Origin of the sequence: Lysobacter yangpyeongensis, assembly GCF_042655745.1 — a bacterium.
GTDB classification, from domain to species: Bacteria; Pseudomonadota; Gammaproteobacteria; order Xanthomonadales; family Xanthomonadaceae; genus Agrilutibacter; species Agrilutibacter yangpyeongensis.
Genome location: NZ_JBHSNM010000007.1, coordinates 1 through 24,818 on the forward strand (window position 1 = coordinate 1; position 24,818 = coordinate 24,818).

22 protein-coding genes are annotated in these 24,818 nt (G+C 68.0%); 14 read left to right on the forward strand and 8 right to left on the reverse strand.

Annotation, left to right across the window (positions count from 1 at the left end; all coding sequences use genetic code 11):
- Nucleotides 1–316: 316 nt before the first annotated feature.
- The 4 genes from ACFPN1_RS14490 to ACFPN1_RS14505 all read right to left on the reverse strand — a co-directional run bounded on the left by ACFPN1_RS14490 (nt 317) and on the right by ACFPN1_RS14505 (nt 3,680).
- A complete protein-coding gene (locus ACFPN1_RS14490) occupies nt 317–454 on the reverse strand; it encodes a hypothetical protein (protein ID WP_386755870.1) in 138 nt (45 codons plus the stop codon).
- Between the two features lie 119 nt (nt 455–573).
- Entirely contained in the window at nt 574–972 is a 399-nt protein-coding gene (locus ACFPN1_RS14495; RefSeq protein ID WP_386755871.1) for an MAPEG family protein, read from the reverse strand.
- Between the two features lie 176 nt (nt 973–1,148).
- A complete protein-coding gene (locus ACFPN1_RS14500; RefSeq protein ID WP_386755873.1) occupies nt 1,149–2,879 on the reverse strand; it encodes a M28 family metallopeptidase in 1,731 nt (576 codons plus the stop codon).
- 132 nt (nt 2,880–3,011) lie between these two features.
- Entirely contained in the window at nt 3,012–3,680 is a 669-nt protein-coding gene (locus ACFPN1_RS14505) for a DUF4097 family beta strand repeat-containing protein (protein ID WP_386755874.1), read from the reverse strand.
- A gap of 140 nt (nt 3,681–3,820) precedes the next feature.
- On the opposite strand from ACFPN1_RS14505, the gene gpmI reads away from it, so the two are divergent.
- The 3 genes from gpmI to ACFPN1_RS14520 all read left to right on the forward strand — a co-directional run bounded on the left by gpmI (nt 3,821) and on the right by ACFPN1_RS14520 (nt 8,116).
- Complete coding sequence (gpmI, locus tag ACFPN1_RS14510; RefSeq protein WP_386755875.1) at nt 3,821–5,401, forward strand: 2,3-bisphosphoglycerate-independent phosphoglycerate mutase; 1,581 nt, start codon at nt 3,821–3,823, stop codon at nt 5,399–5,401.
- Nucleotides 5,398–6,636, forward strand: coding sequence for a murein hydrolase activator EnvC family protein (locus ACFPN1_RS14515; RefSeq protein ID WP_386755877.1), 1,239 nt, complete (start codon nt 5,398–5,400; stop codon nt 6,634–6,636). The genes gpmI and ACFPN1_RS14515 overlap by 4 nt, the downstream gene beginning before the upstream one ends.
- A 136-nt stretch (nt 6,637–6,772) precedes the next feature.
- Complete coding sequence (locus ACFPN1_RS14520) at nt 6,773–8,116, forward strand: S41 family peptidase (protein ID WP_386755878.1); 1,344 nt, start codon at nt 6,773–6,775, stop codon at nt 8,114–8,116.
- A 128-nt stretch (nt 8,117–8,244) separates the two neighbouring features.
- On the opposite strand, the gene ACFPN1_RS14525 is transcribed toward ACFPN1_RS14520, so the two are convergent.
- Both ACFPN1_RS14525 and ACFPN1_RS14530 read right to left on the reverse strand, forming a co-directional pair.
- Nucleotides 8,245–8,562 (reverse strand): DUF1820 family protein, encoded by a 318-nt coding sequence (locus ACFPN1_RS14525; protein ID WP_386755879.1) that lies wholly within the window; start codon nt 8,560–8,562, stop codon nt 8,245–8,247.
- A 68-nt stretch (nt 8,563–8,630) separates the two neighbouring features.
- Nucleotides 8,631–9,329, reverse strand: a complete 699-nt coding sequence (locus tag ACFPN1_RS14530) for a rhomboid family intramembrane serine protease (RefSeq protein WP_386755880.1) — start codon at nt 9,327–9,329, stop codon at nt 8,631–8,633.
- Between the two features lie 221 nt (nt 9,330–9,550).
- On the opposite strand from ACFPN1_RS14530, the gene ACFPN1_RS14535 reads away from it, so the two are divergent.
- Nucleotides 9,551–10,924 carry an OmpP1/FadL family transporter gene (locus ACFPN1_RS14535; protein ID WP_386755882.1) on the forward strand — a complete coding sequence of 458 codons (1,374 nt, stop codon included), beginning with the start codon at nt 9,551–9,553 and terminating at the stop codon, nt 10,922–10,924.
- Nucleotides 10,925–11,019: 95 nt separating this feature from the next.
- Here ACFPN1_RS14535 and putA read toward each other — a convergent pair whose 3' ends face one another.
- Entirely contained in the window at nt 11,020–14,256 is a 3,237-nt protein-coding gene (putA, locus tag ACFPN1_RS14540) for a bifunctional proline dehydrogenase/L-glutamate gamma-semialdehyde dehydrogenase PutA (protein WP_386755883.1), read from the reverse strand.
- A 421-nt stretch (nt 14,257–14,677) separates the two neighbouring features.
- Here putA and coxB point away from each other — a divergent pair, with 421 nt between their 5' ends.
- From coxB to ACFPN1_RS14565, 5 genes are read left to right on the forward strand one after another with little or no spacing between them, the layout of a single operon-like run.
- Nucleotides 14,678–15,640, forward strand: coding sequence for a cytochrome c oxidase subunit II (gene coxB / locus ACFPN1_RS14545; protein WP_386755884.1), 963 nt, complete (start codon nt 14,678–14,680; stop codon nt 15,638–15,640).
- Between the two features lie 26 nt (nt 15,641–15,666).
- Complete coding sequence (ctaD, locus tag ACFPN1_RS14550) at nt 15,667–17,298, forward strand: cytochrome c oxidase subunit I (protein ID WP_386755886.1); 1,632 nt, start codon at nt 15,667–15,669, stop codon at nt 17,296–17,298.
- Nucleotides 17,299–17,317: 19 nt separating this feature from the next.
- Nucleotides 17,318–17,452 (forward strand): hypothetical protein, encoded by a 135-nt coding sequence (locus ACFPN1_RS14555; RefSeq protein ID WP_386755887.1) that lies wholly within the window; start codon nt 17,318–17,320, stop codon nt 17,450–17,452.
- Complete coding sequence (locus ACFPN1_RS14560) at nt 17,449–18,036, forward strand: cytochrome c oxidase assembly protein (protein ID WP_386755888.1); 588 nt, start codon at nt 17,449–17,451, stop codon at nt 18,034–18,036. The genes ACFPN1_RS14555 and ACFPN1_RS14560 overlap by 4 nt, the downstream gene beginning before the upstream one ends.
- A gap of 37 nt (nt 18,037–18,073) precedes the next feature.
- Nucleotides 18,074–18,949, forward strand: a complete 876-nt coding sequence (locus ACFPN1_RS14565; RefSeq protein ID WP_386755890.1) for a cytochrome c oxidase subunit 3 — start codon at nt 18,074–18,076, stop codon at nt 18,947–18,949.
- A gap of 121 nt (nt 18,950–19,070) precedes the next feature.
- Here ACFPN1_RS14565 and ACFPN1_RS14570 read toward each other — a convergent pair whose 3' ends face one another.
- Nucleotides 19,071–19,283, reverse strand: coding sequence for a twin transmembrane helix small protein (locus ACFPN1_RS14570; RefSeq protein ID WP_386755891.1), 213 nt, complete (start codon nt 19,281–19,283; stop codon nt 19,071–19,073).
- Nucleotides 19,284–19,349: 66 nt separating this feature from the next.
- Here ACFPN1_RS14570 and ACFPN1_RS14575 point away from each other — a divergent pair, with 66 nt between their 5' ends.
- The 5 genes from ACFPN1_RS14575 to ACFPN1_RS14595 all read left to right on the forward strand — a co-directional run bounded on the left by ACFPN1_RS14575 (nt 19,350) and on the right by ACFPN1_RS14595 (nt 24,263).
- Nucleotides 19,350–20,075 (forward strand): SURF1 family protein, encoded by a 726-nt coding sequence (locus tag ACFPN1_RS14575; RefSeq protein WP_386755892.1) that lies wholly within the window; start codon nt 19,350–19,352, stop codon nt 20,073–20,075.
- Complete coding sequence (locus ACFPN1_RS14580; protein ID WP_386755893.1) at nt 20,065–20,676, forward strand: hypothetical protein; 612 nt, start codon at nt 20,065–20,067, stop codon at nt 20,674–20,676. The genes ACFPN1_RS14575 and ACFPN1_RS14580 overlap by 11 nt, the downstream gene beginning before the upstream one ends.
- A 12-nt stretch (nt 20,677–20,688) precedes the next feature.
- Nucleotides 20,689–21,846 (forward strand): COX15/CtaA family protein, encoded by a 1,158-nt coding sequence (locus ACFPN1_RS14585; RefSeq protein ID WP_386755894.1) that lies wholly within the window; start codon nt 20,689–20,691, stop codon nt 21,844–21,846.
- Between the two features lie 162 nt (nt 21,847–22,008).
- The gene (cyoE, locus tag ACFPN1_RS14590) at nt 22,009–22,938 is read left to right on the forward strand and encodes a heme o synthase (RefSeq protein WP_386755986.1); all 930 of its coding nucleotides are present in this window, start codon (nt 22,009–22,011) and stop codon (nt 22,936–22,938) included.
- Nucleotides 22,939–22,967: 29 nt separating this feature from the next.
- Nucleotides 22,968–24,263: a Xaa-Pro dipeptidase gene (locus ACFPN1_RS14595; RefSeq protein ID WP_386755895.1), complete on the forward strand. Its 1,296-nt coding sequence runs from the start codon at nt 22,968–22,970 to the stop codon at nt 24,261–24,263.
- Nucleotides 24,264–24,818: the final 555 nt, after the last annotated feature.

Here is a 24,818-nt window from a genome sequence, read left to right on the forward strand (position 1 = left end):
CATACCTCCCGGCGGCCGAGCGCAATCACGTCGTCAAGGCATTTGCCTACTCGTTCGGCAAGCCCTCATCGCAAGGCGCCGGCCAACGCTCGGCTCCTGTGATGTGCCACACGAAGAACTCCCCGGATTGCGTCCCCTTGAGATCGCGCGAGATTCGCAGCCCCTCACCCGCAAGGCGCCGGCCAACGCTCGGCACCCGCAAGGTGCCACATGAAAAAGGCCCCCTGATCGCGACCCCTTTACATCCCGCGAGAACGCTGGCCGCTCGGGGAAAAGGTCGCGCCGAACAGTTAGTGCGCGACACCTCGCCGCATCATCAGGTCCGTCGGAAACGCTCAAGCATGTGCCGCCCCATGCGCCGGACCAAGCGCGCCACCACATACAGCACCAGCAGGAGGCCGGACATCAGGAAAAGAAAAGTCGGGCTATGAGCGAGCATCGAATGCAGCACCATGACGCTCTCCTAAGGTTTCCTGGTCAAGTCGGTTCGCGCGCAGACAACCGTGGCCATGCGCTTTTCATCCGAAGTGAAATTCCAACTGGCACAACTTCCGAGAGTACCCATAACACTCCTCACGCCACCTGCACCGCCGCCTGCCCCACCAGCAACAGCGTGCAGGCGAACGCGACGCCCCACGCCAGGCTGCGCAACCCGTGGGGCAGGCCCGCGATGTACACCACGCCATGGACGATGCGGAACAGCACGTGCAGCATGGCCAGCAGTGCTATCCGCTCCGCTGCCACCCCCGCCAGTTGCGCGAGGATCACGGCGGCTGCGAATGGAGCAAAGGATTCGTAGCTGTTGAGCTGCGCGGCGTTCGCGCGATGGACGCGCGGATTGGTCTGCCTGGCGGTCCAGGCACGGGGATCGCGGTTGTCGTAGCGCTCGCCGCTCGCCTTGGCGATCGTGACCCACACGTAGGGCAGCAAGGCGGCGATCAGCACGCACCAATAGGCGATCGCGAGACTCATGGCATGTCTCCATCGGGTTGGCCTGAAAGCAGCCTACTCCACAAGGAGGCGCAGCGCCCGACGCGCCTTCCGCAACGGCTGCCATGTCACTGGAAAGCCGTTGCGGTGAAGATGAACCGCGGAGCGCGTCGGTCACCCCGCGGTAGGCATGGAAAACTCGCTGGAACTCCGGAGAATCAGCGCGAGGTCGCTTCCGCGCGCAAGCGGTCCTGCGCACGCCGGAATGCATTGCGCTCGTACCAGCGGGGCCATTGCCCGTTGCTGGCGAGTTCGCGGCCGACTCCGTACAGCGCCTCCAGGTCCTGGATGATTCCGTCGAGTTTCCACGCCGGGTCGTATTCGTCCGTCGGCTTGTGGTATCGGCGGTCGCGATAGTCGACCTGCGCGAGTCGGCCGGCGGTGGTCCCGCCGTCGATCAGATCGTCTCCGCCCTTGGCGTACAGAGCCGGTACGCCCGCGCGCGCGAAGTTGAAGTGATCCGAACGGAAATAGAAGCCGTCTTCCGGCGTAGCTTCGGCATGCAACGTGCGGCCCTGACGTTGCGCGATCGTCCGCAGCAGGTCCTCGAGCTGCGAGCTGCCGAAACCTACCACGGTCATGTCACGGGCCTTGCCGATTACCGGCATGGCATCGAGGTTGATAACTGCCACCGTCTTCGCGAGCGGCACCACGGGATGCGCGACGTAGTAGCGCGACCCGAGCAGTCCGGACTCTTCGAGCGTGGGCGCAAAAAACACGAGCGAGCGATCCGGACGCGGCTGCTGGTGGACGAAGGCGTCGGCGATTTCGAGGATGCCGGCCACGCCGGTGGCGTTGTCGACGGCGCCGTTGTAGATCGTGTCTCCCGACTGCGCTTGCGTCGCGCCACCGTGCTCGTCGGCCTCGTGCCCGTGGTCGCCCAGATGGTCCCAGTGCGCCATGTAGACGATCGCCTCGTCCGGATGAGCGGCGCCATCCAGCCGCGCGATCACGTTGCGCGACGCCTTCTCGCTGATCCGGCTGCGCAGGTCGATCGACGCCCGGGCATCCAGCGGCATCGCCTTGAAGCCGCGCTTGCCGGCCGCGGCGTAGAGCGCGTCCAGGTTCTGGCCGAGCGCGGAAAACAGTGACCGCGCCGCTTCGCCGCTGATCCAGCCCTGCAACGGCACGCGAGGCGCGGGATCATCTTCTGCGCGCAGATCGAACTGCGCGCCGCTCCAGGAATTCTTCACGACTTCCCAGCCGTACGAGGCGCCTTCGGTGTCGTGCACGATCAGCGCGGCCGCGGCGCCCTGACGCGCGGCCTCCTCGAACTTGTACGTCCAGCGCCCGTAGTAGGTCATCCGGTTGCCTTCGAACAGCGACGGATCCTGCTGGTGGAATCCGGGGTCGTTGACGAACATCACGACCGTCTTTCCCTTCACGTCGACGCCGGCGTAATCGTTCCAGCCCAATTCCGGCGCGTTGACGCCGTAGCCGACGAACACCAGTTCGCTGTTGTCCAGCCGCACTTCCGGTTTTCCGGTGCGCGTGCCGATGACCATGTCGCTGCCGAACCGCAGCTCGCGCGGCTTGCCGGCGACATCGAGCTTCAGCGTGACGTTCTCGTCGGCGACGGTTTCCACCATCGGCACAGTCTGGAAAAAGCTGTCGCCGTTGCCGGGGCGGAGCCCGAGTCGCTTGAACTGCGCTTCCAGGTACGCCACCGAGCGCGTTTCGCCGTCGCTCCCCGGTCCGCGACCGGCGAACTCATCGGACGCCAGCGTTCGCACATGCTGCGCGAAATCGTCGGCATCGATGCCGGCGTGGTAGGCAGGTGAAGCCGACGCGGGGCCCGCGTTGTTGGCGACATCCGCATCGCGGGATGCCGGTTTGCACGCGGCCAGTGCTGCAACGGCCAGCAGGCAGGCGATGGAACGATGTGACATGGGATCTCCCAACCCATTGGAGTCCCATTCTAGGCACGGCCCGCGGTGGGCCGGCCGTGCCGAAATTGCCGGCTTGGACGCCCGATCGCGGAACGGTGACGCGGTCCCGTTCAGTTCGGGCGATGAAACCGTTTACTGCTCCGGCGGCTGCGGCGTGTCGAAGCGGATCGCGGTCGCGCCGCTGATCGCGCCGGTGCGTGCGGTCGAGTGCACATAAAGCACGACCTCGCGCTCGAAGCGCAGCGGGCCGTCGACCTGGGCGTTGGGGCCGATGATCACGCGCGGAATCCGCTTCTTGCCGATGAGGATGAACGAGCGTCCCGGCTTGCTGTAGTGCAGGCCGCCGCGCACATGCGAGCCGATGCCGACGGTGACGTCGCCGTTGACGGTTTCGATGCTGCCGCTCACATCGGTGTCGACCAGGCCGATCGCGCCGTTGACCGTTTCCACCGTGCCGTTGATGGTGCCGCCGCGGCCCACGAAGATGCCGCCGTTCACCGTGCTCAGGCCGCCGGACGTGGTGACGTGCTCATCGATGTGGATGCCGCCGTTGACCGTTTCGAGCGAGCCGGTCTGCGCGCGAGCGCCGACTTCGATGCCGCCGTTGACGGTTTCCGCGCTGGCGACGCGCGCGTTGGCGCCGATCTCGATGCCGCCGTTGACGGTGTCGAGCGAGCCGTACTGTTCGCCCTCGGCCACCGTGATGCTGCCGTTGACCTTGGAGACGTCGTGTTCCGACGCGTGTGCGGAGACGGCGGCGAGGGCGATGAGCAGCGCCAGGGCGATACGGGTACGGATCATGGTGGACTCCATTGGGGGTTGCCCTATCGGATGCGGCGGGGCGGGATCGGGTTTAGATGCCGTCGCGCCGTCCAGGGCGAACCGTCTAAATACCGCGCTCCGCTACAATCCGCCCCTGCCCGAAGTCACCGGAAGCCGCTGTGTCGCCGAATCCGCGTCCCAAGCCCGTCGTCCTGCTGATCCTCGACGGCTGGGGCCACCGCGACGATCCGACCGACAACGCCCTGGCGCAGGCGACCCTGCCCAACTGGCGCGCGCTCCTGGCCGCCAATCCGCATACCCTGATCCACACCGAGGGCGGCTTCGTCGGTCTGCCGGACGGGCAGATGGGCAATTCCGAAGTCGGCCACATGAACCTGGGCGCCGGCCGCATCGTCTACCAGGACCTCACCCGGATCGACAGCGCGATCGAGGACGGCAGCTTCTTCGCCAACGCCGAACTGCGCGCGGCCTGCGCCGCCGCGACGGCCGGGGGCGCGACGCTGCACGTCATGGGCCTGCTCTCGCCGGGTGGCGTGCACAGCCACGAAAACCACATCTTCGCGATGCTCGAACTGGCCCGCCGTGAGGGCGTGCCGCGCGTCGCGGTACACGCCTTCCTCGATGGCCGCGACATGCCGCCGCAGTCGGCGCAGCCGAGCCTGGAGCGGCTGCAGGCCGAATGCGACCGGGTCGGCAATGCCCGCATCGCCACGGTCAGCGGCCGCTACTACGCGATGGACCGCGACAAGCGCTGGGACCGCCAGCGCCGCGCCTGGGACGCGATCGTCGAGGCCAGCGCCGAACACCGCGCCGCCGATGCGCTGACCGCCCTGCGCGAGGCCTACGCGCGCGGCGAGAACGACGAGTTCGTCGTGCCCACGCTGATCGGCGCCGGCGCGCGCGTGGACGACGGCGATGCGATCGTGTTCATGAACTTCCGCGCCGACCGCGCGCGCCAGCTCACGGCCGCCTTCGTCGCGCCCGGCTTCGACGGGTTCGAAGCGCGCCGCCCGCGCCTGTCGCGTTTCGTCTGCCTCACCGAATACGACGCGAAGCTGCCCGCCCCGGTCGCCTTCGCGCCCGACGACCTGCGCAACACGCTGGGCGAAGTGCTGGCCGATGCCGGCCTGAAACAGCTGCGCATCGCCGAAACCGAAAAGTACGCGCACGTCACCTTCTTCTTCAGCGGCGGCCGCGAAGAGCCGTATGCCGGCGAAACCCGCGTGCTGGTGCCCAGCCCGAAAGTCGCGACCTACGATCTGCAGCCCGAAATGAGTTGCCCGGAAGTCACCGCGAAGCTGGTGGCCGCGATCCGCTCCGGCGAGATCGACGTGGCGATCTGCAACATCGCCAACCCCGACATGGTCGGACACAGCGGAATCCTCGCCGCCGCGATCCGCGCCGCCGAAGCCGTGGACGTCGCCATCGGCGAAGTCGCCCGCGCCGTTCGCGAGGTCGGCGGCGCGCTGCTGGTCACGGCCGACCATGGCAACGTCGAGATGATGCGCGATCCCGAAACCGGCCAGCCGCACACCTCGCACACGGTGGGCCCGGTGCCCTTCGTCTACGCCGGGCCGCGCGCGGCCACGCTGCGCAGCGGCGGCGCCCTGCGCGATGTCGCCCCCACCATCCTCGACCTCCTCGATCTGCCGCGACCTGCCGAAATGACCGGCAGCAGCCTGCTGGTCGAAGACACGCTGGCCAGCGTCGCCCAGGCGGAAACCCTGCTGGCCGGATGAGCGCCCGCGTCTTCGTCCTCGCCGCATTGCTGGGCGCGATCCTGCCGGCGTCGATCGCGCCGGCGACTGCGCAGGAATCCGCGACGAAGAGCCGCGGCGAAACCGAGCGTCGCCTGGAACGCGTCAAGCGCGAACTGCAGGAAGTAGCGGCGGAGCGCCGTCGGATCGAAGGCGAGCGCGGCAACGCGACCCAGCAGCTGCGCGCCGCCGACGAGAAAGTGGGCCGTTCCAGCCGCGTGCTGCGCGAAACCGAATCGCGCCTCACGCGGGACGAGCAGGCGCTGGCGCAATTGCAGGAGCAACGCGCCGCCGCGCAGGCCACGCTCGGCGCGCGCCGCGAGGAACTCGCACGCCTGCTGCGCGCCGCCTACGCGCAGGGCGAGGCCGGCCCGCTCAAGGCGCTGCTGGCGCAGGACCGCATCGCCGACGCCAACCGCCTGCGCGTCTACCAGCGTTACGTGCAGGCCGATCGCGCGCGCCGGATCGCCGAACTGTCGGCGCAGTTGCGCGAGCTCGACGCGCTGGAAGCCGACATCGTCGCCCGGCGCAGCGACCTGGTCCGCACGCGCGCGCAATTGCGCGCGCAACTGGGCCAGCTGCAGGTCGATCGCCGCTCGCGTGCCGCGCTGCTCACGCAACTGGACCGCAAATACCAGGACCGTCGCCAGCGCGAACAGGCGCTCGGTCGCGACGCCAAGGGCCTGGAGCAACTGCTGGCGAAACTGCGCGCGGCCGCCGCACGTGCCGAGGCCGAACGCCGCGCGGCGGCGGCAAAGGCGGCGCGCGAGGCCAGGCGCGGCGCCGGCAGCAACCGTGCGGCGACGCGCCCACCGGTGGTCGCGCGCGCTGCGCCGTTGCAGGTCGGCGGCCTGGGCTGGCCGCTGTCGGGTGCACTGCTCGCGGGTTACGGCGGGACGATGCCGGACGGACGCAGCAGCCAGGGCCTGCTGATCGCCGCGAATGCGGGCACGCCGATCAAGGCCGTCGCCGACGGCACCGTGGTCTACGCCGAATGGATGACCGGTTATGGCCTGCTGCTGATCATCGATCACGGCAACGGCTACATGAGCCTGTATGCGCACAACGACGCCCTGCTCCGGGACGTGGGCGCGCAGGTGCGGCGTGGCGATCCGGTGGCGACCGTGGGCACCTCCGGCGGCCACGGCCGTGCCGCCCTGTACTTCGAACTGCGCCGCAACGGCCAGCCGGTGAATCCGAACACCTGGTTGCGCTGAACAGGGCGCGCCGCCGGCCGCGGACTTAATGATTCCTTCGCCGGCCGCCGGCGCGATGTGTCCATAATCGGGCGACCGTCGAACCCGCGTCGCCGCCGGCGGTCCAACGTCCGCTGCCCTCCGGAGTATCCGCCCCATGCCTGTCCGCCGCGCCACCCTGCGCCTTCTGCCGCTCGCGCTCGCCCTCGCGGCCACGCCTGTCTTCGCCCAGGACGCGCCGGGCCAGGACGCGCCGGACAGTGCGCACGCGCCGATCGAAGCGCCCGACGCCGAGGACACCAGCGCCTCGAAGGTGCCGCTGGCCGAGATCCGCCGCTACGTCGCTATCTACAACGCGGTGAAGGAAGCCTACGTCGAGCCGATCGACGACAAGACGCTGATGCAGTCGGCGATCCGCGGCCTGCTGTTCGATCTGGATCCGCACAGCGTGTACATGGAACGCGACACCGCGGAAGAATTCGACGAAGCCTCGCGCGGTTCCTACGGCGGCGTCGGCGTGGAGTTGCAGCGTCAGCCCGACGGTTCGCTGCGCGTGATCGCGCCGATCGACGACACGCCCGCGGCACGCGCCGGCATCAAGCCGGGCGATCTCATCACCGCGATCGACGGCAAACCCTTCAAGCCCGACGAGGGCGATACCTCCGGACCGCTGCGCGGCGAGCCCGGCAGCAAGGTCACGCTCACGATCGTGCGCGAGGACCAGCCCAAGCCGTTCGACGTCGTGCTCACGCGCGAAACCATCCGCATCGTCAGCGTGAAGAGCCGCATGCTCGAGCCCGGTTACGGCTACCTGCGAATCGCCTCGTTCCAGGCCGACACGGCGGCGGATTTCGACCGCAAGCTCGACAAGTTGCGCGAGCAGGCCGGCGGCACGCTGCGTGGCCTCGTCATCGACCTGCGCAGCAACCCCGGTGGCCTGCTGACCTCGGCGGTGCAGATCGCCGACAGCCTGCTGGAGAAGGGCAAGATCGTCAGCACGCGCGGCCGTGTGCCGATCAGCGATGCCGAATTCAGCGCGACGCCGGGCGATCGCAGCGGCGGCGCGCCGGTGGTGGTGCTGGTCGATGCCGGTTCGGCGAGCGCGTCGGAAGTGCTGGCGGGCGCCCTGCACGACAACCGGCGCGCGCGCATCGTCGGCAGCCGCACTTTCGGCAAGGGTTCGGTGCAGACCGTGCTGCCGCTCGACAACGGCGATTCGGTCAAGCTCACCACGGCGCGCTACTTCACCCCCAGCGGCAAGTCGATCCAGGCCCTGGGCATCGTGCCCGACGTCGAGCTGCACGCCGGCAAGGACGCGCAGAACGGCGGCAAGGCGGATTACACCGAAGCCAGCCTGCGCGGCCACCTGCGCGGCGACGAGGACGACGCGCCGGGCACCAACGCGGGCGAAGTGCTGGAAGGCGACGCGCCGATCGCTGCGGCCCTGAGCGAATTGAAGAAGCCCAGCGTGGCGCAGAAGGAAACGCCGCCCAAGGGCTGAGCGGCATCGCGACTGGGCGGTCGGGCGTGCGCGTGATCGCGCCGATCAGCGCCCAGGATCGACAGCGAGAATTTATGGTGCCGCGCAGCCGCAGCGATCTTTGCCGCTGCGGACGCAACCGCATCGGCTCAGCGCGGCTTGCCCGGCATCGGGAACGGCGTCACCACCTTCTCGCCCGTAGTGGCGTCGCGGATCGCCGACTGGCCCTTCCGCTCGACTTCCTCGATACGGACGATGCTCTGCATCGGCAGGTGCAGCACGCGCGTCGCGGCGAACTCGTCGCGCAGGCGTTCCTCGGTCGGATCGATCACCATGCCGTCGTGGACGTCGAAGACCAGTTCCGACACTTCGGTGAAACCCCACAGCGCGCCCGACGCGACCTTGCGCGCGTACAACTCGTAGATGCGACCGGCGTTGTGGAAGGTGACCTTGTAGAGCGGCTTCATGGGCGGGGCAGGGACGCAATGGACGTGCAGTTCACCACGATGGGTCCGATCCGGCGCTTCTCAAGCACTCAATAGCCGCGCCGGCGCCGCATCCGCCGGGCGATGCCCGCCTTCGCGATCAGTGCGAAGACGCCACCGAACGCGAAACCGGCCAGGTGCGCCGACCACGCCACCGCACCGAAGGCCGGACCGATGAAGGTAAAGACCAGCTGCAGCAGCGCCCACACGCCGATCAGCAGCGCGGCCGGCACCTTCACGAACTGCAGGAACAGGCCCAGCGGCACGACCACGCCGAGCTTGGCCCCGGGAAACAGCGCGAGGTAGGCGCCGATCAGCGCGGACACCGCCCCGCTCGCGCCGATGATCAGGCGGTCGGGCGTGCCGATCGCGATCGCCGCCGCCAGGTTGGCGACGGCGCCGCCCAACAGGAACAACGCGAGCAGGCGCCACGGGCCCATCGCGCGCTCGGCGGACAGCCCGAAGATCAGCAGGAACACCAGATTGCCCAGCAGGTGGGCCCAGTCGGCGTGCAGGAACAGCGCGGTGAACAGGCGCAGGACGCGGCCGTCGCGCAGCCAGGCCATCCAGTCCGAGGGCGCGGCCAGCGCGCCGGACAACGTGCCCCAGTCGAGCATCAGCCGCTGCTGCTGCGGGTTGGGCAGCGTCGCGAACGCCAGGAAACAGGCCCACAGCAGCACGAACAGCAGCGCCACCGCCCAGCGGCGGGGCGTCCGGTCACGCGAGGGCAGGGACACGAAAACGCTCATGGCCCGGACGCGATCCGGAAGGGGGCGCAAGCCGTCGCGGACGCTCCGGCGGGCCGTCCTGGCATTGTTAGCATCCGGTTAATGCCCACGCTATAGTGCATACGGTGTCGTACGTCGGGAGGGGGTCTCGGCGCGCGACGGCACGGCCTGGCCGGCGCCGCGCAGACGACCAAGAAGAAGACTCAAAAAAGAACACGCACTCCATCGGAGAGAGTACACACATGAATCATGCAAATCGCATCACCTTCAGCGCGCTCGCGCTCGGCATCGCCGGCGTGCTGGCCATGGGCCAGGCGCACGCCAGCGGCTTCCAGCTGCGCGAATCGAGCGTGAAGAACCTCGGTCGCTCCAACGCCGGCAGCGCGGTGAACAACGACGACGCCACCGTGGTGACGGGCAACCCCGCCGCGATGTCGGGCTTCGACAAGACCACCGTGCGCGCCGACGTCACGGCGATCGACCTGAGCTTCAAGTTCAAGGGCGGCGGCGTGGCTGCGGCCGGTTTCGGCCCGGCGGCGCCGGCGCTGACCGGCAGTGACGGTGGCGACGCCGGCGACCTCACCCCGGTGCCGAACATTTCCGCGATTTTCCCGATGCACGGTGCCCTCGAAGGCCTGACCATCGGCGCCAGCATCGGTGCGCCGTTCGGCCTGAAGACCGAATACGAAGACGGCTGGGTCGGCCGCTACCACGCGCTGAAGTCGGAAGTGAAGACCGTCGACTTCACCCTGTCCGCGTCGGTCAAGCTGCACGAGCGCTTCTCGGTCGGCGGCGGTTTCATCTACGAGCGCGCCGACGCCACCCTGACCAAGGCGATCGACTTCGGCACCGCGCTGTGCACCGGCTCGGGCAATCCGCTGAACTGCTTCAACCCGGCGTTCCCGTTCCATCCGCAGAGCCATGACGGCGCGATCAGCATCGACGGCGACAGCACCGGCATCGGCTGGCTGGCCGGCGTGCAGTGGCAGCCGACCGATTCGCTGACGATCGGTTACTCGCACCGTTCGGAAATCGACCACGAGATCGAAGGCGACATCGACTTCACCGTGCCGGCGGCCGTCCAGGCCGGCCTGGGCCCGCTTGCGGCCGGTTTCGCCGACGGTCCCGGCGGCGCCGACCTGACCACGCCGAGCATCGACACCATCAGCCTGCGCTACGACTTCACCGACAACTTCCGCCTCCTCGCCGACTGGCAGGCGACCGACTGGTCGTCGCTGCGCACGGTGGACGTGCGTCGCAGCAACGGCATCTCGTTGGGTGCCGAAGAGTTCGACTGGAAGGACACCGAGTTCTATTCGCTCGGCGCCGAGTGGGACATGAACGATGCACTCACGCTGCGCGCCGGTTTCGGCATGGACGAGACCCCGACCCACGACGAAACCCGCACGCCGCGCCTGCCCGACAACGATCGCAAGCTGTACTCGATCGGCCTGACCTGGCAGGTCACGGATGCGTTCTCGGTCGATGCCGCCTTCCAGCGCATCGAAGTCGACAACCCTCGCATCAACGTCGTCTCCTCCAGCGGTTCGCTGCTGGTGGGCGAAGCCGAAGGCTCGGCGAACCTGTACGGCATCGCCGGCCAGTTCAAGTTCTGATCGGCTCCATCGCACGGCAATAACGAAAAAGCCCCGCAAATGCGGGGCTTTTTCCTGTTCTGCCGCGATGCGAATGCGTCGCCGCGCGGCGTCCCTCAGTCGCCCAGCGTCAGCAGCGAGGCATTGCCGCCGGCGGCGGTGGTGTTAATGGTGATGGTCTTCTCGGTGGTGAAGCGCGGCAGGTAGTGCGGGCCGCCGGCCTTGGGGCCGGTGCCGGACAAATTCTGCCCGCCGAACGGCTGCACGCCGACCACCGCGCCGATCTGGTTGCGGTTGACGTAGCAGTTGCCGACCTTGATGCGCGAGGCGATCTGCTCGACGGTCTCGTCGATGCGCGAGTGGATGCCGAGCGTGAGCCCATAGCCGGTGCCGTTGATCGCATCGATCACATTGTCGAGCTGGTCCGCCTTCCAGCGCACCACGTGCAGCACCGGGCCGAAGACCTCCCTGTGCAGCACGTCGATCGACTTGATGGCGTAGGCGCGCGGCGCGAAGAAGCTGCCGTGGGCGGTCGCGTCGTCGAGCTGCACTTCGGCGATCTTCGTCGCCTCGCGATCCATGCGTTCGGCGTGCTCGCGCAGCATCTTCAGCGCGTCCTCGTCGATCACCGGGCCTACGTCGGTCGAGAGCAGGCCGGGGTTGCCCACCTTCAGCTCGGCCATCGCGCCGGCGAGCATGTGGGTGACCTTGTCGGCGATGTCGTCCTGCACGAACAGCACGCGCGCGGCCGAGCAGCGCTGGCCGGCGGAGGTGAAGGCCGAGGAGATCGCATCCTTGACCACCTGTTCCGGCAGCGAGGACGAGTCGGCGATCAGCGCGTTCTGCCCGCCGGTCTCGGCGATCAGCACGCCGATCGCGGCGTCGCGCGCGGCCAGTGCGCGGTTGATCGCGCGCGCCGTGTCGGTCGAACCGGTGAAGGCGACGCCGGCCACGCGCGGATCGCGCGTCAAGGCGGCGCCGACGGTGGCGCCGTCGCCCGGCAGGAATTGCACTGCAGCTTCCGGCACGCCGGCTTCGTGCAGCAACTTGATGGCGTAGTAGCCGATCAGGTTGGTCTGCTCGGCGGGCTTGGCGATGACCGTGTTGCCCGCGGCGAGCGCGGCGGAGACCTGGCCGATGAAGATCGCCAGCGGGAAGTTCCACGGCGAGATGCAAACGAACACGCCGCGACCGGACAGCTGCAGGGTATTGGATTCGCCGGTCGGTCCGGGCAGGGCTTCGGGCTTGAACATCGAACGCGCCTGCGCGCCGTAGTAGCGCAGGAAGTCGACGGCTTCGCGCACCTCGGCGACGCCGTCGGGGATGGTCTTGCCGGCTTCTTTCGTGCACAGCGCGATGTACTGCGGCATGCGCTGCTCGAGCAGGTTCGCGGCGTGCTCGAGGATCGCGGCACGCGAGGCGGCCGGCGTGGCATTCCAGCCGTCGAACGCGGCGACCGCATTCTTCAGCGCAGCCTCGACGGTGGCGCTGTCGGCGGCCTGCCACTGGCCGACGGTTTCGCGGCGGTCGGCCGGGTTGGTGACGGCGATGTCCGGCCCCCCCGCCTTCGCGCCCGGCACCAGCGGCGTGGCGCGCCAGCCCTGCTTCGTCGCGGCGTTGACCTGCTCGGCGAGCGCGCGCAGCTGGTCGTCGTTGGCGAGGTTCACGCCCATGGAATTGCTCCTTTCAATGCCGTAGCTGCGGTACAGGTCGACCGGCTGGGGAATGCGCGGATGCGCGATGGATTCGAAGGCGGACACCGTCTCGACCGGATCCTGGATGAGGTCGTCGATGGCGATGTCCTCGTCGGTGATGCGGTTGACGAAGCTGGAATTGGCGCCGTTCTCGAGCAGGCGGCGCACCAGGTACGGCAGCAGGTCCTCGTGCGAACCGACCGGCGCGTACACGCGGCAGGGCACGTCCAGACGATCGGCCGGAATGACTTCGGCGTACAGGTCGTCGCCCATGCCGTGCAGCTTCTGGAATTCGAAGTGCTTCGCGCGACCCATCGACTTCGCGCGCTGCCAGATCGTCGCGATCGTGTGCGCGTTGTGCGTCGCGAACATCGGGTAGATGGCGTCGCTCGCCTCCAGCATGCGGCGCGCGTTGGCGAGATACGACACGTCGGTGTTCGGCTTGCGCGTGAACACCGGATAGCCCGGCTGGCCATCGACCTGCGCGCGCTTCACTTCGCTGTCCCAGTACGCGCCCTTCACCAGGCGCACCGGAATGCGGCGGCCGTGGCGGCGGGCGAGGTCGGCGATGAAGTCGATCACCTCCGGCGCGCGCTTCTGGTAGGCCTGGATGGCCAGGCCGTAGCCTTCCCAGCCGGCGAGCGACGGATCGGCATACGCCGCGGCGATCACGTCGAGCGAGAGTTCCAGGCGATCGGCTTCTTCCGCATCGATGGTGAAGCCGATGCCGTGCGACTTCGCCAGCTGCGCCAGTTCCAGCACGCGCGGCGTCAGTTCGGCGAGCACGCGTTCGCGCTTGGCGTGCTCGTAGCGCGGATGCAACGCGGACAGCTTCACCGAGATCGACGGCACGCCGAAGACCTCGCGTCTGGTCCACTCGCCGCTCCTGCCGATGGCGTGGATCGCGTCGCGGTAGGCCTGCAGGTAGCGCAGCGCGTCCTTCGTGGTGAGCGCGCCTTCGCCGAGCATGTCGAAGGAATAGCGGTAGGCCGCGTTGTCGCCCTTCTGCGAACGCGCGAGCGCCTCGCCGATGGTGCGCCCCATGACGAACTGGTGGCCCATGATCTTCATCGCCTGGCGCACGGCCAGGCGGATCACCGGTTCGCCGACGCGGCCGAGCAGGCGCTTGAAGGCACCGTGCACGTCGCGCTTGGTTTCGTCGGCGAGATCGACGAGATGGCCGGTCAGCATCAGGCCCCAGGTCGAGGCGTTGACGAGGATCGAATCGGACTGGCCGAGGTGCTTTTTCCAGTCGGCGTCGCCGAGCTTGTCGCGGATCAGCTTGTCCGCGGTTTCCTCGTCGGGAATGCGCAGCAGCGCCTCGGCCACGCACATCAGCAGCACGCCTTCCTCGCTGCCCAGGTCGTACTGGCGCATGAAGGCCTCGATCGCGCCCTGGTCCTTGGCGCGCGCACGCACGCGGCGGACCAGGTCGGCGGCGGTGGCCTGGGCCTGCAGGCGTTCGGATTCGGGCAGGCGGGCCTGCGCGAGCAGCGTGCGGACGTGGTCGGCCTCGTCGCGAACCCAGCCGGCGGTGATCGCGGCACGCGGCCCGGACGGCGGGGCGGGAAGTTCGGGGCTGATCAGGTCGCGGTTGACCTGGTCGGGCGCCGGCGGCGCGGCGTCCGCCGGGACGGTGGCGGGGGTGGCTGGGTTCATCGGGTCCGCGGCTGCGGTGGAGAGCCCCATAGTTTAGAGCTTCGGCGCCGGCACGCGCGGCCCCGGGGTCGTCCGGTCCGGCGGGTCGGGTGAGCGGTTTTGTGCCGGATTTGCCGGTTTTTCGCCCTGAACCGGTCCGCCGCCGTGCGTGCCGCGGGTTGCCCGCTCGCGGCCCGGTCGCTACCATTTCGCGGTTATTCCGTAGCGTCCGCGAAGCTCCCGCCCGCCTGGGCATGCCTCCGGCGTGATGGGTTCCGGCCGATCGATCGGACTTTGTCGACGATCCGGTCCGGACCTGCCAGCCACCTCGTTCCGCGCGGCTCCCCGCCGGAGCCGACGCCGCTTCGCACCGAAGCGGCACGACCGAGGCAGCCCGCGGAGCGACACCACGAATCAACTGATCTTTTCGGGGCTCGAACTGATGAATTCCGGTCGTAGCAAGCTTCGGACCGCGGGACAGTGGGCAATGGGCGTGGCCGCGATGGCCGCTCCGCTGCTCGCCTTCGCCCAGGCCGCCAGCGATACATGGTCCCACGCGCCACACCGCTGGCAGCTCAACATGGGCGAGGGCGCCACGCCGCTGGCGCACAACGCCTACGAGGCGCACATGCTGTCGCTGTGGATCTGCGTCGGCATCGGCGTGCTGGTGTTCGGCGCCATGTTCGTCGCCATGTTCAAGTTCCGCCATTCCCAGGGCGCGGTGCCGGACCGGGATTTCACCCACAGCACCAAGCTGGAAATCATCTGGACGGTAATCCCGATCGTGCTGCTGGTGCTGATGGCATTCCCGGCCACCAGCAAGCTGATCGCGATGTACGACACCCGCGAATCGCAGATGACCGTCAAGGTCACCGGCTACCAGTGGATGTGGAAGTACGAGTACCTCGGCGAGGGCGTCAGCTTCACCAGCCGCCTGGACCGCAAGAGCGACGAGATCCGCCAGAGCGGCGTCGACGCGCGGACCGCCGACCATTCGAATTATCTGCTCGACGTCGACAACGCGCTGGTGCTGCCGGTCGGCACCAAGGTGCGCTTCGTCATCACCGCCGACGACGTGATCCACGCCTGGTGGGTGCCGGCGCTGGGCTGGAAGCAGGATGCGATCCCGGGCATCGTCAACGAGGCCTGGGCCGAAGTGACCGAGCCGGGCGTGTACCGCGGCCAGTGCGCCGAACTGTGCGGCAAGGACCACGGCTTCATGCCGATCGTCGTGCGCGCGCTGCCGAAGAACGAATACGCCGCGTGGCTGGCCGAGCAGAAGGCGAAGAACGCGCCGGCGACGCCGGCCGCGCCTGCGGCTCCCGCCCCGGCTGAAGCGCCGGCCGAAGCCGCGCCCGCCGCTGCCGCCATCGAAGCCCCGACCGCCGCCGCGGTCGCCGGCTGATCCGAACGAGTTACCGAGGCACGACCATGTCGACGCATTACGAAGCCACGCACGCGCCCGTGCACCACGACGACCACGCCCACGAGCACAAGCAGGGCTTCATCGAGCGCTGGTTCTTCTCGACCAATCACAAGGACATCGGCACGCTGTACCTGGTGTTCTCGTTCGTGATGTTCATCATCGGCGCGGCCATGTCGGTGATCATCCGCGCCGAGCTGATGCAGCCGGGCCTGCAGTTCGTCAAGCCCGAGTTCTTCAACCAGATGACCACCGTGCACGCGCTGGTCATGATCTTCGGCGGCGTGATGCCGGCCTTCGTCGGCCTGGCCAACTGGATGGTGCCGCTGCAGATCGGCGCGCCGGACATGGCGCTGCCGCGCATGAACAACTGGTCCTTCTGGATCATGCCGTTCGCCTTCACCCTGCTGCTCATGACCCTGTTCATGGACGGCGGCGCGCCGGCCGGCGGCTGGACGCTGTACCCGCCGCTGTCGCTGCAGGGCGGCAACAACGTCGCCTTCGCGATCTTCGCCATCCACATGATGGGCATCAGCTCGATCATGGGCGCGATCAACATCATCGCGACCGTGCTCAACATGCGCGCCCCCGGCGTCGACCTGCTGAAGATGCCGATCTTCTGCTGGACGTGGCTGATTACCGCGTTCCTGCTGATCGCGGTGATGCCGGTGCTCGCCGGCGCGGTGACCATGCTGCTGACCGACAAGTACGCCGGCACCTCGTTCTTCAACGCGGCCGGCGGCGGTGACCCGGTGATGTTCCAGCACATCTTCTGGTTCTTCGGCCACCCCGAGGTCTACATCATGATCCTGCCGGCCTTCGGCGTGGTGTCGGAGATCATCCCGACCTTCAGCCGCAAGCCGCTGTTCGGCTACCAGGCCATGGTGTACGCGACCGCCGCGATCGCCTTCCTCTCGTTCATCGTGTGGGCGCACCACATGTTCACCGTCGGCATGCCGCTCGGTGGCGAGATCTACTTCATGTTCGCGACGATGCTGATCTCGGTCCCGACCGGCGTGAAGGTGTTCAACTGGGTCACCACGATGTGGCGCGGCTCGATCAGCTTCGAAGCGCCGATGCTGTGGGCGATCGCCTTCGTGATCCTGTTCACCATCGGCGGCTTCTCGGGCCTGATGCTCGCGATCGTGCCGGCGGACTTCCAGTACCACGACACCTACTTCGTCGTCGCGCACTTCCACTACGTGCTCGTCACCGGCGCGCTGTTCGGCATCATCGCCGCGGTGTACTACTGGTGGCCGAAGTGGACCGGCCGCATGTACAGCCAGCCGCTGGCCAAGTTCCACTTCTGGTGGACGGTCGTGTTCGTCAACCTGCTGTTCTTCCCGCAGCACTTCCTGGGCCTGGCCGGCATGCCGCGCCGCATCCCGGACTACAACGTGGTGTTCGCGGACTGGAACTTCGTCAGCTCGATCGGCGCCTTCGGCATGTTCGTCACGCCGTTCCTGATGGGCTTCATCCTGTGGCACTCGCTGCGCAACGGCGCCAAGGCCGAAGCGCGCGCGTGGGAATCGGCCCGTGGCCTGGAGTGGACCGTGCCGAGCCCGGCGCCGCACCACACCTTCAGCGTGCCGCCGGTGATCCGCGACGGCGACCTCGCCCACGGCGACATCACGCACTGAACAGGCCGGACCGGTCGCGATGAATCCACAACAGCTTCCGCCACGGGACGTCGACGCGCGCCGCAAGCTCGCGCGCCGCACCGCGTTGTGGATCGCGGTCATCGCCGTGCTGGTCTATGTCGGCTTCATCGCGATGGTGGGACTGTCGAAGTGACCGCGGCACCGGACAACACGACGCGCAAGCCGACCAGCGGCATCGCGAAGATGGTGGTGGTGGCGATCGCCGCCTTCGGTTTCAGCTTCAGCCTGATCCCGCTGTACCGCATCGCCTGCGAGAAGGTGCTGGGGATCCGCCTGGAACGCACCGCGGCGCAGGGCGTGGCCGATACGAAGGCGACGAACACGCGCGTGGTCACCGTGCAGTTCGACGGCGGTGTGAACTCGAAGCTGCCGTGGCAGTTCGCGCCCAACCAGCTGACGATGAAGGTGCACCCGGGCGAGCAGTACTCGGCGAGCTACAAGGCCACCAACACCAGTACGCGCGCCATCGTCGGCAGCGCGGTGCCGTCGGTGGCGCCGGCGCGGGCGTCGGGTTATTTCGCCAAGACCGAGTGCTTCTGCTTCACCGCCCAGACCCTGCAGGCCGGCGAAACGCGCGACATGCCCGTGCGCTTCATCGTCGATCCGAACCTTCCGCCGGACGTGCAGACGATCACCCTGTCGTACACCTTCTTCAAGAACGACGTGCTGACGTCGAAGCTGGCCGGTAGCGCCGCCGCTTCGCACGCGGCGCCCTGAGTTTTCATTGCATAGCACCCTGACTGGAACACCCGCCATGGCTCAAGCACACGCAGACGCCCACCATTACTTCGTGCCGCACAGCAGCCGCTGGCCATTCCTCGGCTCGATCGCGCTGTTCACCACCATGGTCGGCCTGGCCAGCTGGTTCAACCAGGTCAGCTGGGGCAAGGCCGTGTTCTTCTTCGGCATCGCGCTGATGGCGGGCGTGCTGTTCGGCTGGTTCGGCGACGTGATCCGCGAGTCGATCAAGGGCAACTACAACAAGCAGGTCGACACCTCGTTCCGCATGGGCATGGTGTGGTTCATCTTCTCGGAGGTGATGTTCTTCGCCGCGTTCTTCGGCGCCCTGTTCTACGCGCGCCAGTACGCGCTGCCGTGGCTGTCGGGCGAAGGCGACGGCGTGATGACCAACGCGCTGCTGTGGAACGGCTACACCGCCGGCTGGCCGACCAATGGTCCCGGCGGCGTGGGCGGCACCTTCCAGACCGTGCCGGCCTGGGGCCTGCCGCTGCTCAACACGCTGATCCTGCTGTCCTCAGGCGTGACCGTGACCATCGCGCACCACGCGCTGAAGGCCGGTGCGCGCAAGACGCTGCTGACCTTCCTTGGCGCGACGGTATTGCTGGGCGCGCTGTTCCTGTACTTCCAGGCCAGCGAGTACATCGAGGCCTACAAGCACTTCAACCTGACGCTCGGCTCGGGCATCTACGGCTCGACCTTCTTCATGCTCACCGGTTTCCACGGCGCGCACGTGACGCTCGGCACGATCATGCTGGCGATCATCTGGCTGCGCTGCGCGCGCGGCCACTTCAACAAGGAACACCACTTCGCGTTCGAAGCGGTGGCCTGGTACTGGCACTTCGTCGACGTGGTGTGGCTGGGGCTGTTCCTGTTCGTCTACGTGCTGTAAGCCGGGATTGGTGATTCGGGATTCGTGATCCGTTAGAAGCGAAGACGAGCCCCAAAGCAAAAAGCGACGGTGCCCCCGTCGCTCTTTGCTTTTTACGAATCCCTAATCCGAATCCAGGGTTTCAGGGGCTCCTGCCCACTCCGTGGAATTCGATCCACCCCATCTTGGCGGCGATGACGACGCCGATGATCAGCGCGATGGAGAGCGCGATGCGGCGAGTCAGCGCGTTCACCGTGCGCTTGCCCTCGCCCTTGTCGATGAGCATGTAGTAGAGGCCGGCACCGAGGTTCCAGAGAATGAGGATCAGGACGGCGACGATCAGCAGAGTCTTCATGGCGACGCTCCGGCGCGCGGCCTGCGCACCCGTTCACGCATTATCGCAGTCCGCGCGGAGGCAGGCGTGAGCCGCCGGCGCAACCTCGTCGTCGGCTGGACCCTGGCCGTGCTGGCGATCGCGGGTTTCGCGCGCCTGGGCCTGTGGCAGTCGCAGCGCGCGGTGGAAAAGCAGGCCATGCTCGATGCGGTCGCGCAGGTGCTCGCGCAGCGCCGCCCGCTGCCGCTGGCGCAGGCCGCCGATGCCGCGCGCACGCACGCCTACGACTGGAGCGCGGGCCGCGGCCAGTTCGCCGCACGCGGTCCGCTGTGGCTGGACAACCAGCAGCGCAACGGCCGCGCCGGCGTGCACGCGTACCGCGTGTTCGTCCCCGATGCCGCGCCGCCGCTGCTGGTCGATCTGGGCTGGCTGCCGCTGCCCGCCAACCGGGTCATGCCCACAGTCGCGTTGCCGGCGGGCCGCCTCGAAGTACGCGGACTGCTGACGCCGCCGCCGTCGTCGGGACTCGCGCTGGGCGCGGGCATCGCCGCGCAGGGCGAGGGCTGGGTGCTCACGCGCATCGACACCGATGCGATCTCGCGCGCGCTGCACCTGTCGACGCCGCTTGCCCCGCGCGTGCTGCGCCTCGATCCCGCGCTGCACTTCGGCTACGAGCGCGACCTGCAACTGCTCGCCAACACCCTGCCGCCCGAACGCCACCGCGGCTACGCGCTGCAGTGGTTTGCGCTGGCCACCGCCGTGCTGGCGACCGCCCTGATCCTGACGTTCCGAAAGCCCCGCCATGACCGATAAACATTCCGCTGCGCCCGACACCGCCACGCGCAACCGCAACCGGATGATGCTGCTGGTGATCTTCGCGCTGTTCTTCGGCAGCCTGTTCTTTGCCGGCGTGCTGCGCTTCTCCGGCTGGCGCCCGGCGGGAATGAAGAACAAGGGCGAACTGCTGCAGCCGCCCGCGGACCTGCGCGCGCTCACGCCGAAGCTGCTCGACGGCGGCGACTACCGCTGGAATCCCGTCGCACGCACCTGGCGCATCGTTCTGGCGCCGCCCGCCGATTGCGCCGCCGAATGCGCAAAGGTGGCCAACGATCTCTACAAGGTGTGGGAACTGCAGGGCCGCGAGGCCACGCGCGTGGATGTGCTGTGGCTGTGCGCAGCGACGCCGTGCGCGCTGCCGGCCGGCGCGCCGCCGCTGCCCAACCTGCGCCTGTTGCAAGCCGATGCGGGCTTGCGCGCGAAGCTGCCGCGCGTGGACGCCGTGACGTGGAGCGGCGGCCGCGGCGTACCGCTGTACCTGATCGATCCCAACGGGTTCGTGATTCTGCGTTACGCTGCCGGCGCCGACCCGGGCGACCTGCGCTCCGACCTGGCCAAGCTGCTGAAGCTGAAGTAAGGCACGCCGCGCATGACTGCTCCGAACAAACCGACCCGCACCGTCCTCCATCGCCACTTCCACCGCATCGCGTGGCTTGCCGTCGCGCTCGCGCTGGGCGTGATCGTGTTCGGCGCCTTCGTGCGCCTGTCCAATGCCGGCCTGAGCTGCCCCGACTGGCCGACCTGCTACGGCCGCGCCACCTGGCCGTCCGCGGCGCAGGAAGTGAGCGAACACGCCGCGAGCGCGATCCGTCCGTTCGAGACGCACAAGGCCTGGCGCGAACAGGTGCATCGCATGATCGCCGGCGTGCTCGGCCTGCTGGTGCTCAGCCTCGCGCTGCTGGCGGCGCGCCGCCGCGCGCGCGGCGTGGTCCAGGTGCTCGGCGCCGCGGCGCTCGTGGCGATCGCGGTGGTGCTCTACATCCTGGGGCAGCACGCCGCCGCCTCGGTGCTGGCCGTGCTCGGCGAAGCCGCGCTGCTGTTCGCGGCACTGCGCTGGAACAACCTCGACCTCTCGCGCGTCGCCGCGCTGACCCTCGCGGTGATCGTGTTCCAGGCGCTGCTGGGCATGTGGACGGTGACCTGGTTGCTCAAGCCCATCGTGGTGATGGGGCACCTGATCGGCGGCCTGACCACTTTCTCGTTGCTGACGTGGATGGCGTGGCGCGCCACCGACCAGCCGATCCGTCTCGCCGATGCGCAGACGATGCGGCGCTGGGTCGTGGTCGGCCTGATCGTGCTCGCGCTGCAGATCGCACTGGGCGGCTGGACCAGCGCCAACTACGCCGCGCTCGCCTGCGGCAACGACTTCCCGACCTGCGTGGGCCGCTGGTGGCCGCCGCACGATTTCCGCGAAGGCTTCGTCCTGTGGCGCGGCATCGGCGTCGACTACGAAGGCGGCATCCTCGATGGCCAGTCGCGCATCGCGATCCAGCTGGTGCATCGGATGATGGCCGTTATCGTGTTCGTGTACCTGCTGTGGTTCGCGACGAAGCTGCTGCGCACGCCGGGCATGCGCGGCTGGGGCGGACTGCTGGCCACGCTGGTGCTGGCGCAGGTCGCGCTGGGCATCGCCAACGTCAAGCTGGGCCTGCCGCTGGCCGTGGCGGTGCTGCACAACGCGGGCGCGGCGCTGCTGCTGTTCGTGCTGGTGTCGCTGCTGGCGCGGTTGCGGGCGCCGGAGCACTGATGTGAAGGCGAAAAGCGGGAAAGGGGAATGGGGAATGGGGAGCGGGAGCCGATCGCGATCGTTCCGCGCTTTCGGACGTCCCGCTGCCGTCTACAGCTCACGCTGCCCGCGCCCTTTCATTCCCCATTCCCGCTCCCCATTCCCCATTCCCGCCTTGCCCACCTGATGTCCACCCTCCGCCAGTACTTCGACCTGACCAAGCCGCGCGTGGTCGCGCTGATCGTGTTCACCGCGCTGGTGGGCATGCTGCTGGCGATCGATGGACTGCCGACGCTGGAGGAAACCCGGCGCGGCCTGCTCGGCTTCCTCGGCATCTGGCTGGCGGCCTCGAGCGCGGCGGCGATCAACCAGCTGCTGGACGCGCGCATCGACGCGAAGATGGCGCGCACCTCGTGGCGGCCGATCGTCGCCGGACAGATCACGCCGAAGCAGGCGCTCGCCTTCGCCCTCGTGCTCGGCGTGCTGTCGATGCTTGTGCTGGGGCTGTGGGTGAACCTGATCACCGCGGTGCTGACCTTCGCCTCGCTGATCGGCTACGCGGTCGTCTACACCGTGTTCCTCAAGCGCGCGACGCCGCAGAACATCGTGATCGGCGGCATCGCCGGCGCGGCGCCGCCGCTGCTGGGCTGGGCGTCGATCACCGGCATGCGCGGCGAATGGGACTGGTCGCACGCGCTGCTGCTGGTGCTGATCATCTTCGTGTGGACGCCGCCGCATTTCTGGGCGCTGGCGATCTTCCGCCGCGAGGACTACCGCAAGGCGATGGTGCCGATGCTGCCGGTGACGCACGGCGTGCAGTACACGCGCTGGCAGATCCTGTTCTACACCGTGCTGCTGGTGGTCGTGACGGTGCTGCCGTTCGCCGCGGGGATGAGCGGCTGGTTCTACCTCGGCGGCGCGCTGGTGCTCGGCGCGGTGTTCCTCTGGCATGCATGGAAGCTGATGAATCCGCCGGACGAGTTGTACGCGATGAAGGTCTTCAGCTATTCGATCGTGTACCTGATGGCGCTGTTCGCCTTCCTGCTGCTCGACCACTGGCTGCTGCCGTGGCTGCAGCCGGCATCGCCGTTCGAATTCCAGAAGGTCGGCTGACGCCGGCCGCCACCCACGAGGTCACCGGTATGCCCGCTCTGCGCCACCTGACGCTGTCGTTGCTGTGTCTGCTGCCTGTCGGCGCCGCCCACGCGCTCGATCACGGCAACGCGATCGTGACCGCGGCACGCCTGCTCGACGTGCGCAGCGGGCGCATGCTCCACGACGTCACCGTGCAGGTCGAAGACGGGCACATCACGCAGGTGCTCGAGGGCCGCGACAACGGCATCGTGTCCACCGATACGCCGCGCTACGACCTCGGTGACATGACCCTGCTGCCGGGCCTGATCGACATGCACGTGCACCTCGACAGCGATCCAAGCTACGGCGGCTACACCGGCCTGCAGTACGGCGACCGCTTCTGGTCGATGCTGGCCGTGCCGCATGCGCTGAAGACGCTGCAGGCGGGTTTCACCACGGTGCGCAACGTCGGCTCCGATGCATGGAACGACGTCGGCCTGCGCCAGGCCATCGACGAGGGCAAGGTCGTCGGTCCGCGCCTGGTCACCGCGACCTACGCGATCGGCGCGACCGGCGGCCACTGCGATTCCACCTTCTTCCCGCCGTCGATGGACGAGAAGGCACCCTTCAACGTCGACAGCCCCGACGAGGGCCGCAAGGCGGTGCGCACCCTGCGCAAGTACGGCGCGCAGGTGATCAAGATCTGCGCGACCGGTGGCGTGTTCTCGCACGGCGACGAACCAGGCGCGCAACAGCTCACGCTCGACGAGATGAAGGCGATCGTGGACGAGGCGCACATGGCCAGCATGAAGGTCGCCGCGCATGCGCATGGCGCCGCCGGCATCCGGGATGCGATCCGCGCCGGCGTCGACACCATCGAGCACGCCAGCCTGATCGACGACGAGGGCATCAAGCTCGCAAAGCAGCGCGGCGCGTGGCTGTCGATGGACATCTACAACACCGAGTACACGCAGTCGGAAGGGAAGAAGAACGGCGTGCTCGAGGACAACCTGCGCAAGGACCGCGAGATCGCCGATGTGCAGCGCGAGAACTTCCGCAAGGCGCATGCCGCGGGCGCGAAGATGATCTTCGGCACCGACGCCGGCGTATACCCGCACGGCGACAACGGCCGGCAGTTCCGCTGGATGGTGAAGTACGGCATGACGCCGACCGAAGCGATCCAGGCGGCGACCGTGAATGCCGCGCAGGCGCTCGACCGCAACGATCGCGGCGCGATCGAGGCCGGCCGTCTGGCCGACCTGATCGCGGTGCCGGGCGATCCGACGCAGGACGTGACGTTGCTGGAGGCCGTTCCGTTCGTGATGAAGGGCGGCGACGTGGTGAAGGATGCGCGCGGGGAGTAATGGGTTGGTTATCCCGCGAAGGTGAGTTTGCTTTTGAACCTGCTCTTTGCTCGCCATTACAGCGAATGCGTGACCCAGTGACCTTGCTTTGAAGCTTTTGCGTTTCTCGCCCGTCATCCCCGCGGAAGCGGGGATCCAGTGACTTGGCTTCTGCTCGTCATCCCCGCGGCTTTCAACGGACGAATGTCCGGTCAAGCGGGGATCCAGGGGCTTTGCTTTGCCTTTACTCGTCATCCCCGCGGAAGCGGGGATCCAGCGACTTGGCTTTTGCTCATCCTCCCCGCGGCTTTCAACGGACGAATGTCAAGTCAAGCGGGGATCCAGGGGCTTTGCTTTGCCTTTGCTCGTCATCCCCGCGAACGCGGGGATCCAGTGACTTTGCTTTTGAGGCTTTGAGGCTTGAGGCTTTGAAGCTTTGAAGCAACAACAACATCAAAGGCTTTCGCCCCTGCGGGGCGAGTTACTTTTCTTTGCTTGCCCAAAGAAAAGATAACCAAAAGAAAGGGCACCCCGGAGCTACGCGCCCTACGCTTCGCTCCGGGTCCGCGGACGGGC

Excerpts from the sequence above, each read along its gene's own strand:
- ACFPN1_RS14570 (WP_386755891.1), bottom strand. The coding sequence starts at position 19,283 with ATGAAGACTCTGCTGATCGTCGCCGTCCTGATCCTCATTCTCTGGAAC.
- ACFPN1_RS14595 (WP_386755895.1), top strand. The coding sequence starts at position 22,968 with ATGCCCGCTCTGCGCCACCTGACGCTGTCGTTGCTGTGTCTGCTGCCT.
- coxB (WP_386755884.1), top strand. The coding sequence starts at position 14,678 with ATGAATTCCGGTCGTAGCAAGCTTCGGACCGCGGGACAGTGGGCAATG.
- ACFPN1_RS14535 (WP_386755882.1), top strand. The coding sequence starts at position 9,551 with ATGAATCATGCAAATCGCATCACCTTCAGCGCGCTCGCGCTCGGCATC.
- ACFPN1_RS14585 (WP_386755894.1), top strand. The coding sequence starts at position 20,689 with ATGACTGCTCCGAACAAACCGACCCGCACCGTCCTCCATCGCCACTTC.
- ACFPN1_RS14525 (WP_386755879.1), bottom strand. The coding sequence starts at position 8,562 with ATGAAGCCGCTCTACAAGGTCACCTTCCACAACGCCGGTCGCATCTAC.
- ctaD (WP_386755886.1), top strand. The coding sequence starts at position 15,667 with ATGTCGACGCATTACGAAGCCACGCACGCGCCCGTGCACCACGACGAC.
- ACFPN1_RS14520 (WP_386755878.1), top strand. The coding sequence starts at position 6,773 with ATGCCTGTCCGCCGCGCCACCCTGCGCCTTCTGCCGCTCGCGCTCGCC.
- ACFPN1_RS14555 (WP_386755887.1), top strand. The coding sequence starts at position 17,318 with ATGAATCCACAACAGCTTCCGCCACGGGACGTCGACGCGCGCCGCAAG.
- ACFPN1_RS14490 (WP_386755870.1), bottom strand. The coding sequence starts at position 454 with ATGGTGCTGCATTCGATGCTCGCTCATAGCCCGACTTTTCTTTTCCTG.
- ACFPN1_RS14515 (WP_386755877.1), top strand. The coding sequence starts at position 5,398 with ATGAGCGCCCGCGTCTTCGTCCTCGCCGCATTGCTGGGCGCGATCCTG.
- ACFPN1_RS14500 (WP_386755873.1), bottom strand. The coding sequence starts at position 2,879 with ATGTCACATCGTTCCATCGCCTGCCTGCTGGCCGTTGCAGCACTGGCC.
- ACFPN1_RS14580 (WP_386755893.1), top strand. The coding sequence starts at position 20,065 with ATGACCGATAAACATTCCGCTGCGCCCGACACCGCCACGCGCAACCGC.
- ACFPN1_RS14495 (WP_386755871.1), bottom strand. The coding sequence starts at position 972 with ATGAGTCTCGCGATCGCCTATTGGTGCGTGCTGATCGCCGCCTTGCTG.
- ACFPN1_RS14530 (WP_386755880.1), bottom strand. The coding sequence starts at position 9,329 with ATGAGCGTTTTCGTGTCCCTGCCCTCGCGTGACCGGACGCCCCGCCGC.
- ACFPN1_RS14505 (WP_386755874.1), bottom strand. The coding sequence starts at position 3,680 with ATGATCCGTACCCGTATCGCCCTGGCGCTGCTCATCGCCCTCGCCGCC.
- ACFPN1_RS14565 (WP_386755890.1), top strand. The coding sequence starts at position 18,074 with ATGGCTCAAGCACACGCAGACGCCCACCATTACTTCGTGCCGCACAGC.
- putA (WP_386755883.1), bottom strand. The coding sequence starts at position 14,256 with ATGAACCCAGCCACCCCCGCCACCGTCCCGGCGGACGCCGCGCCGCCG.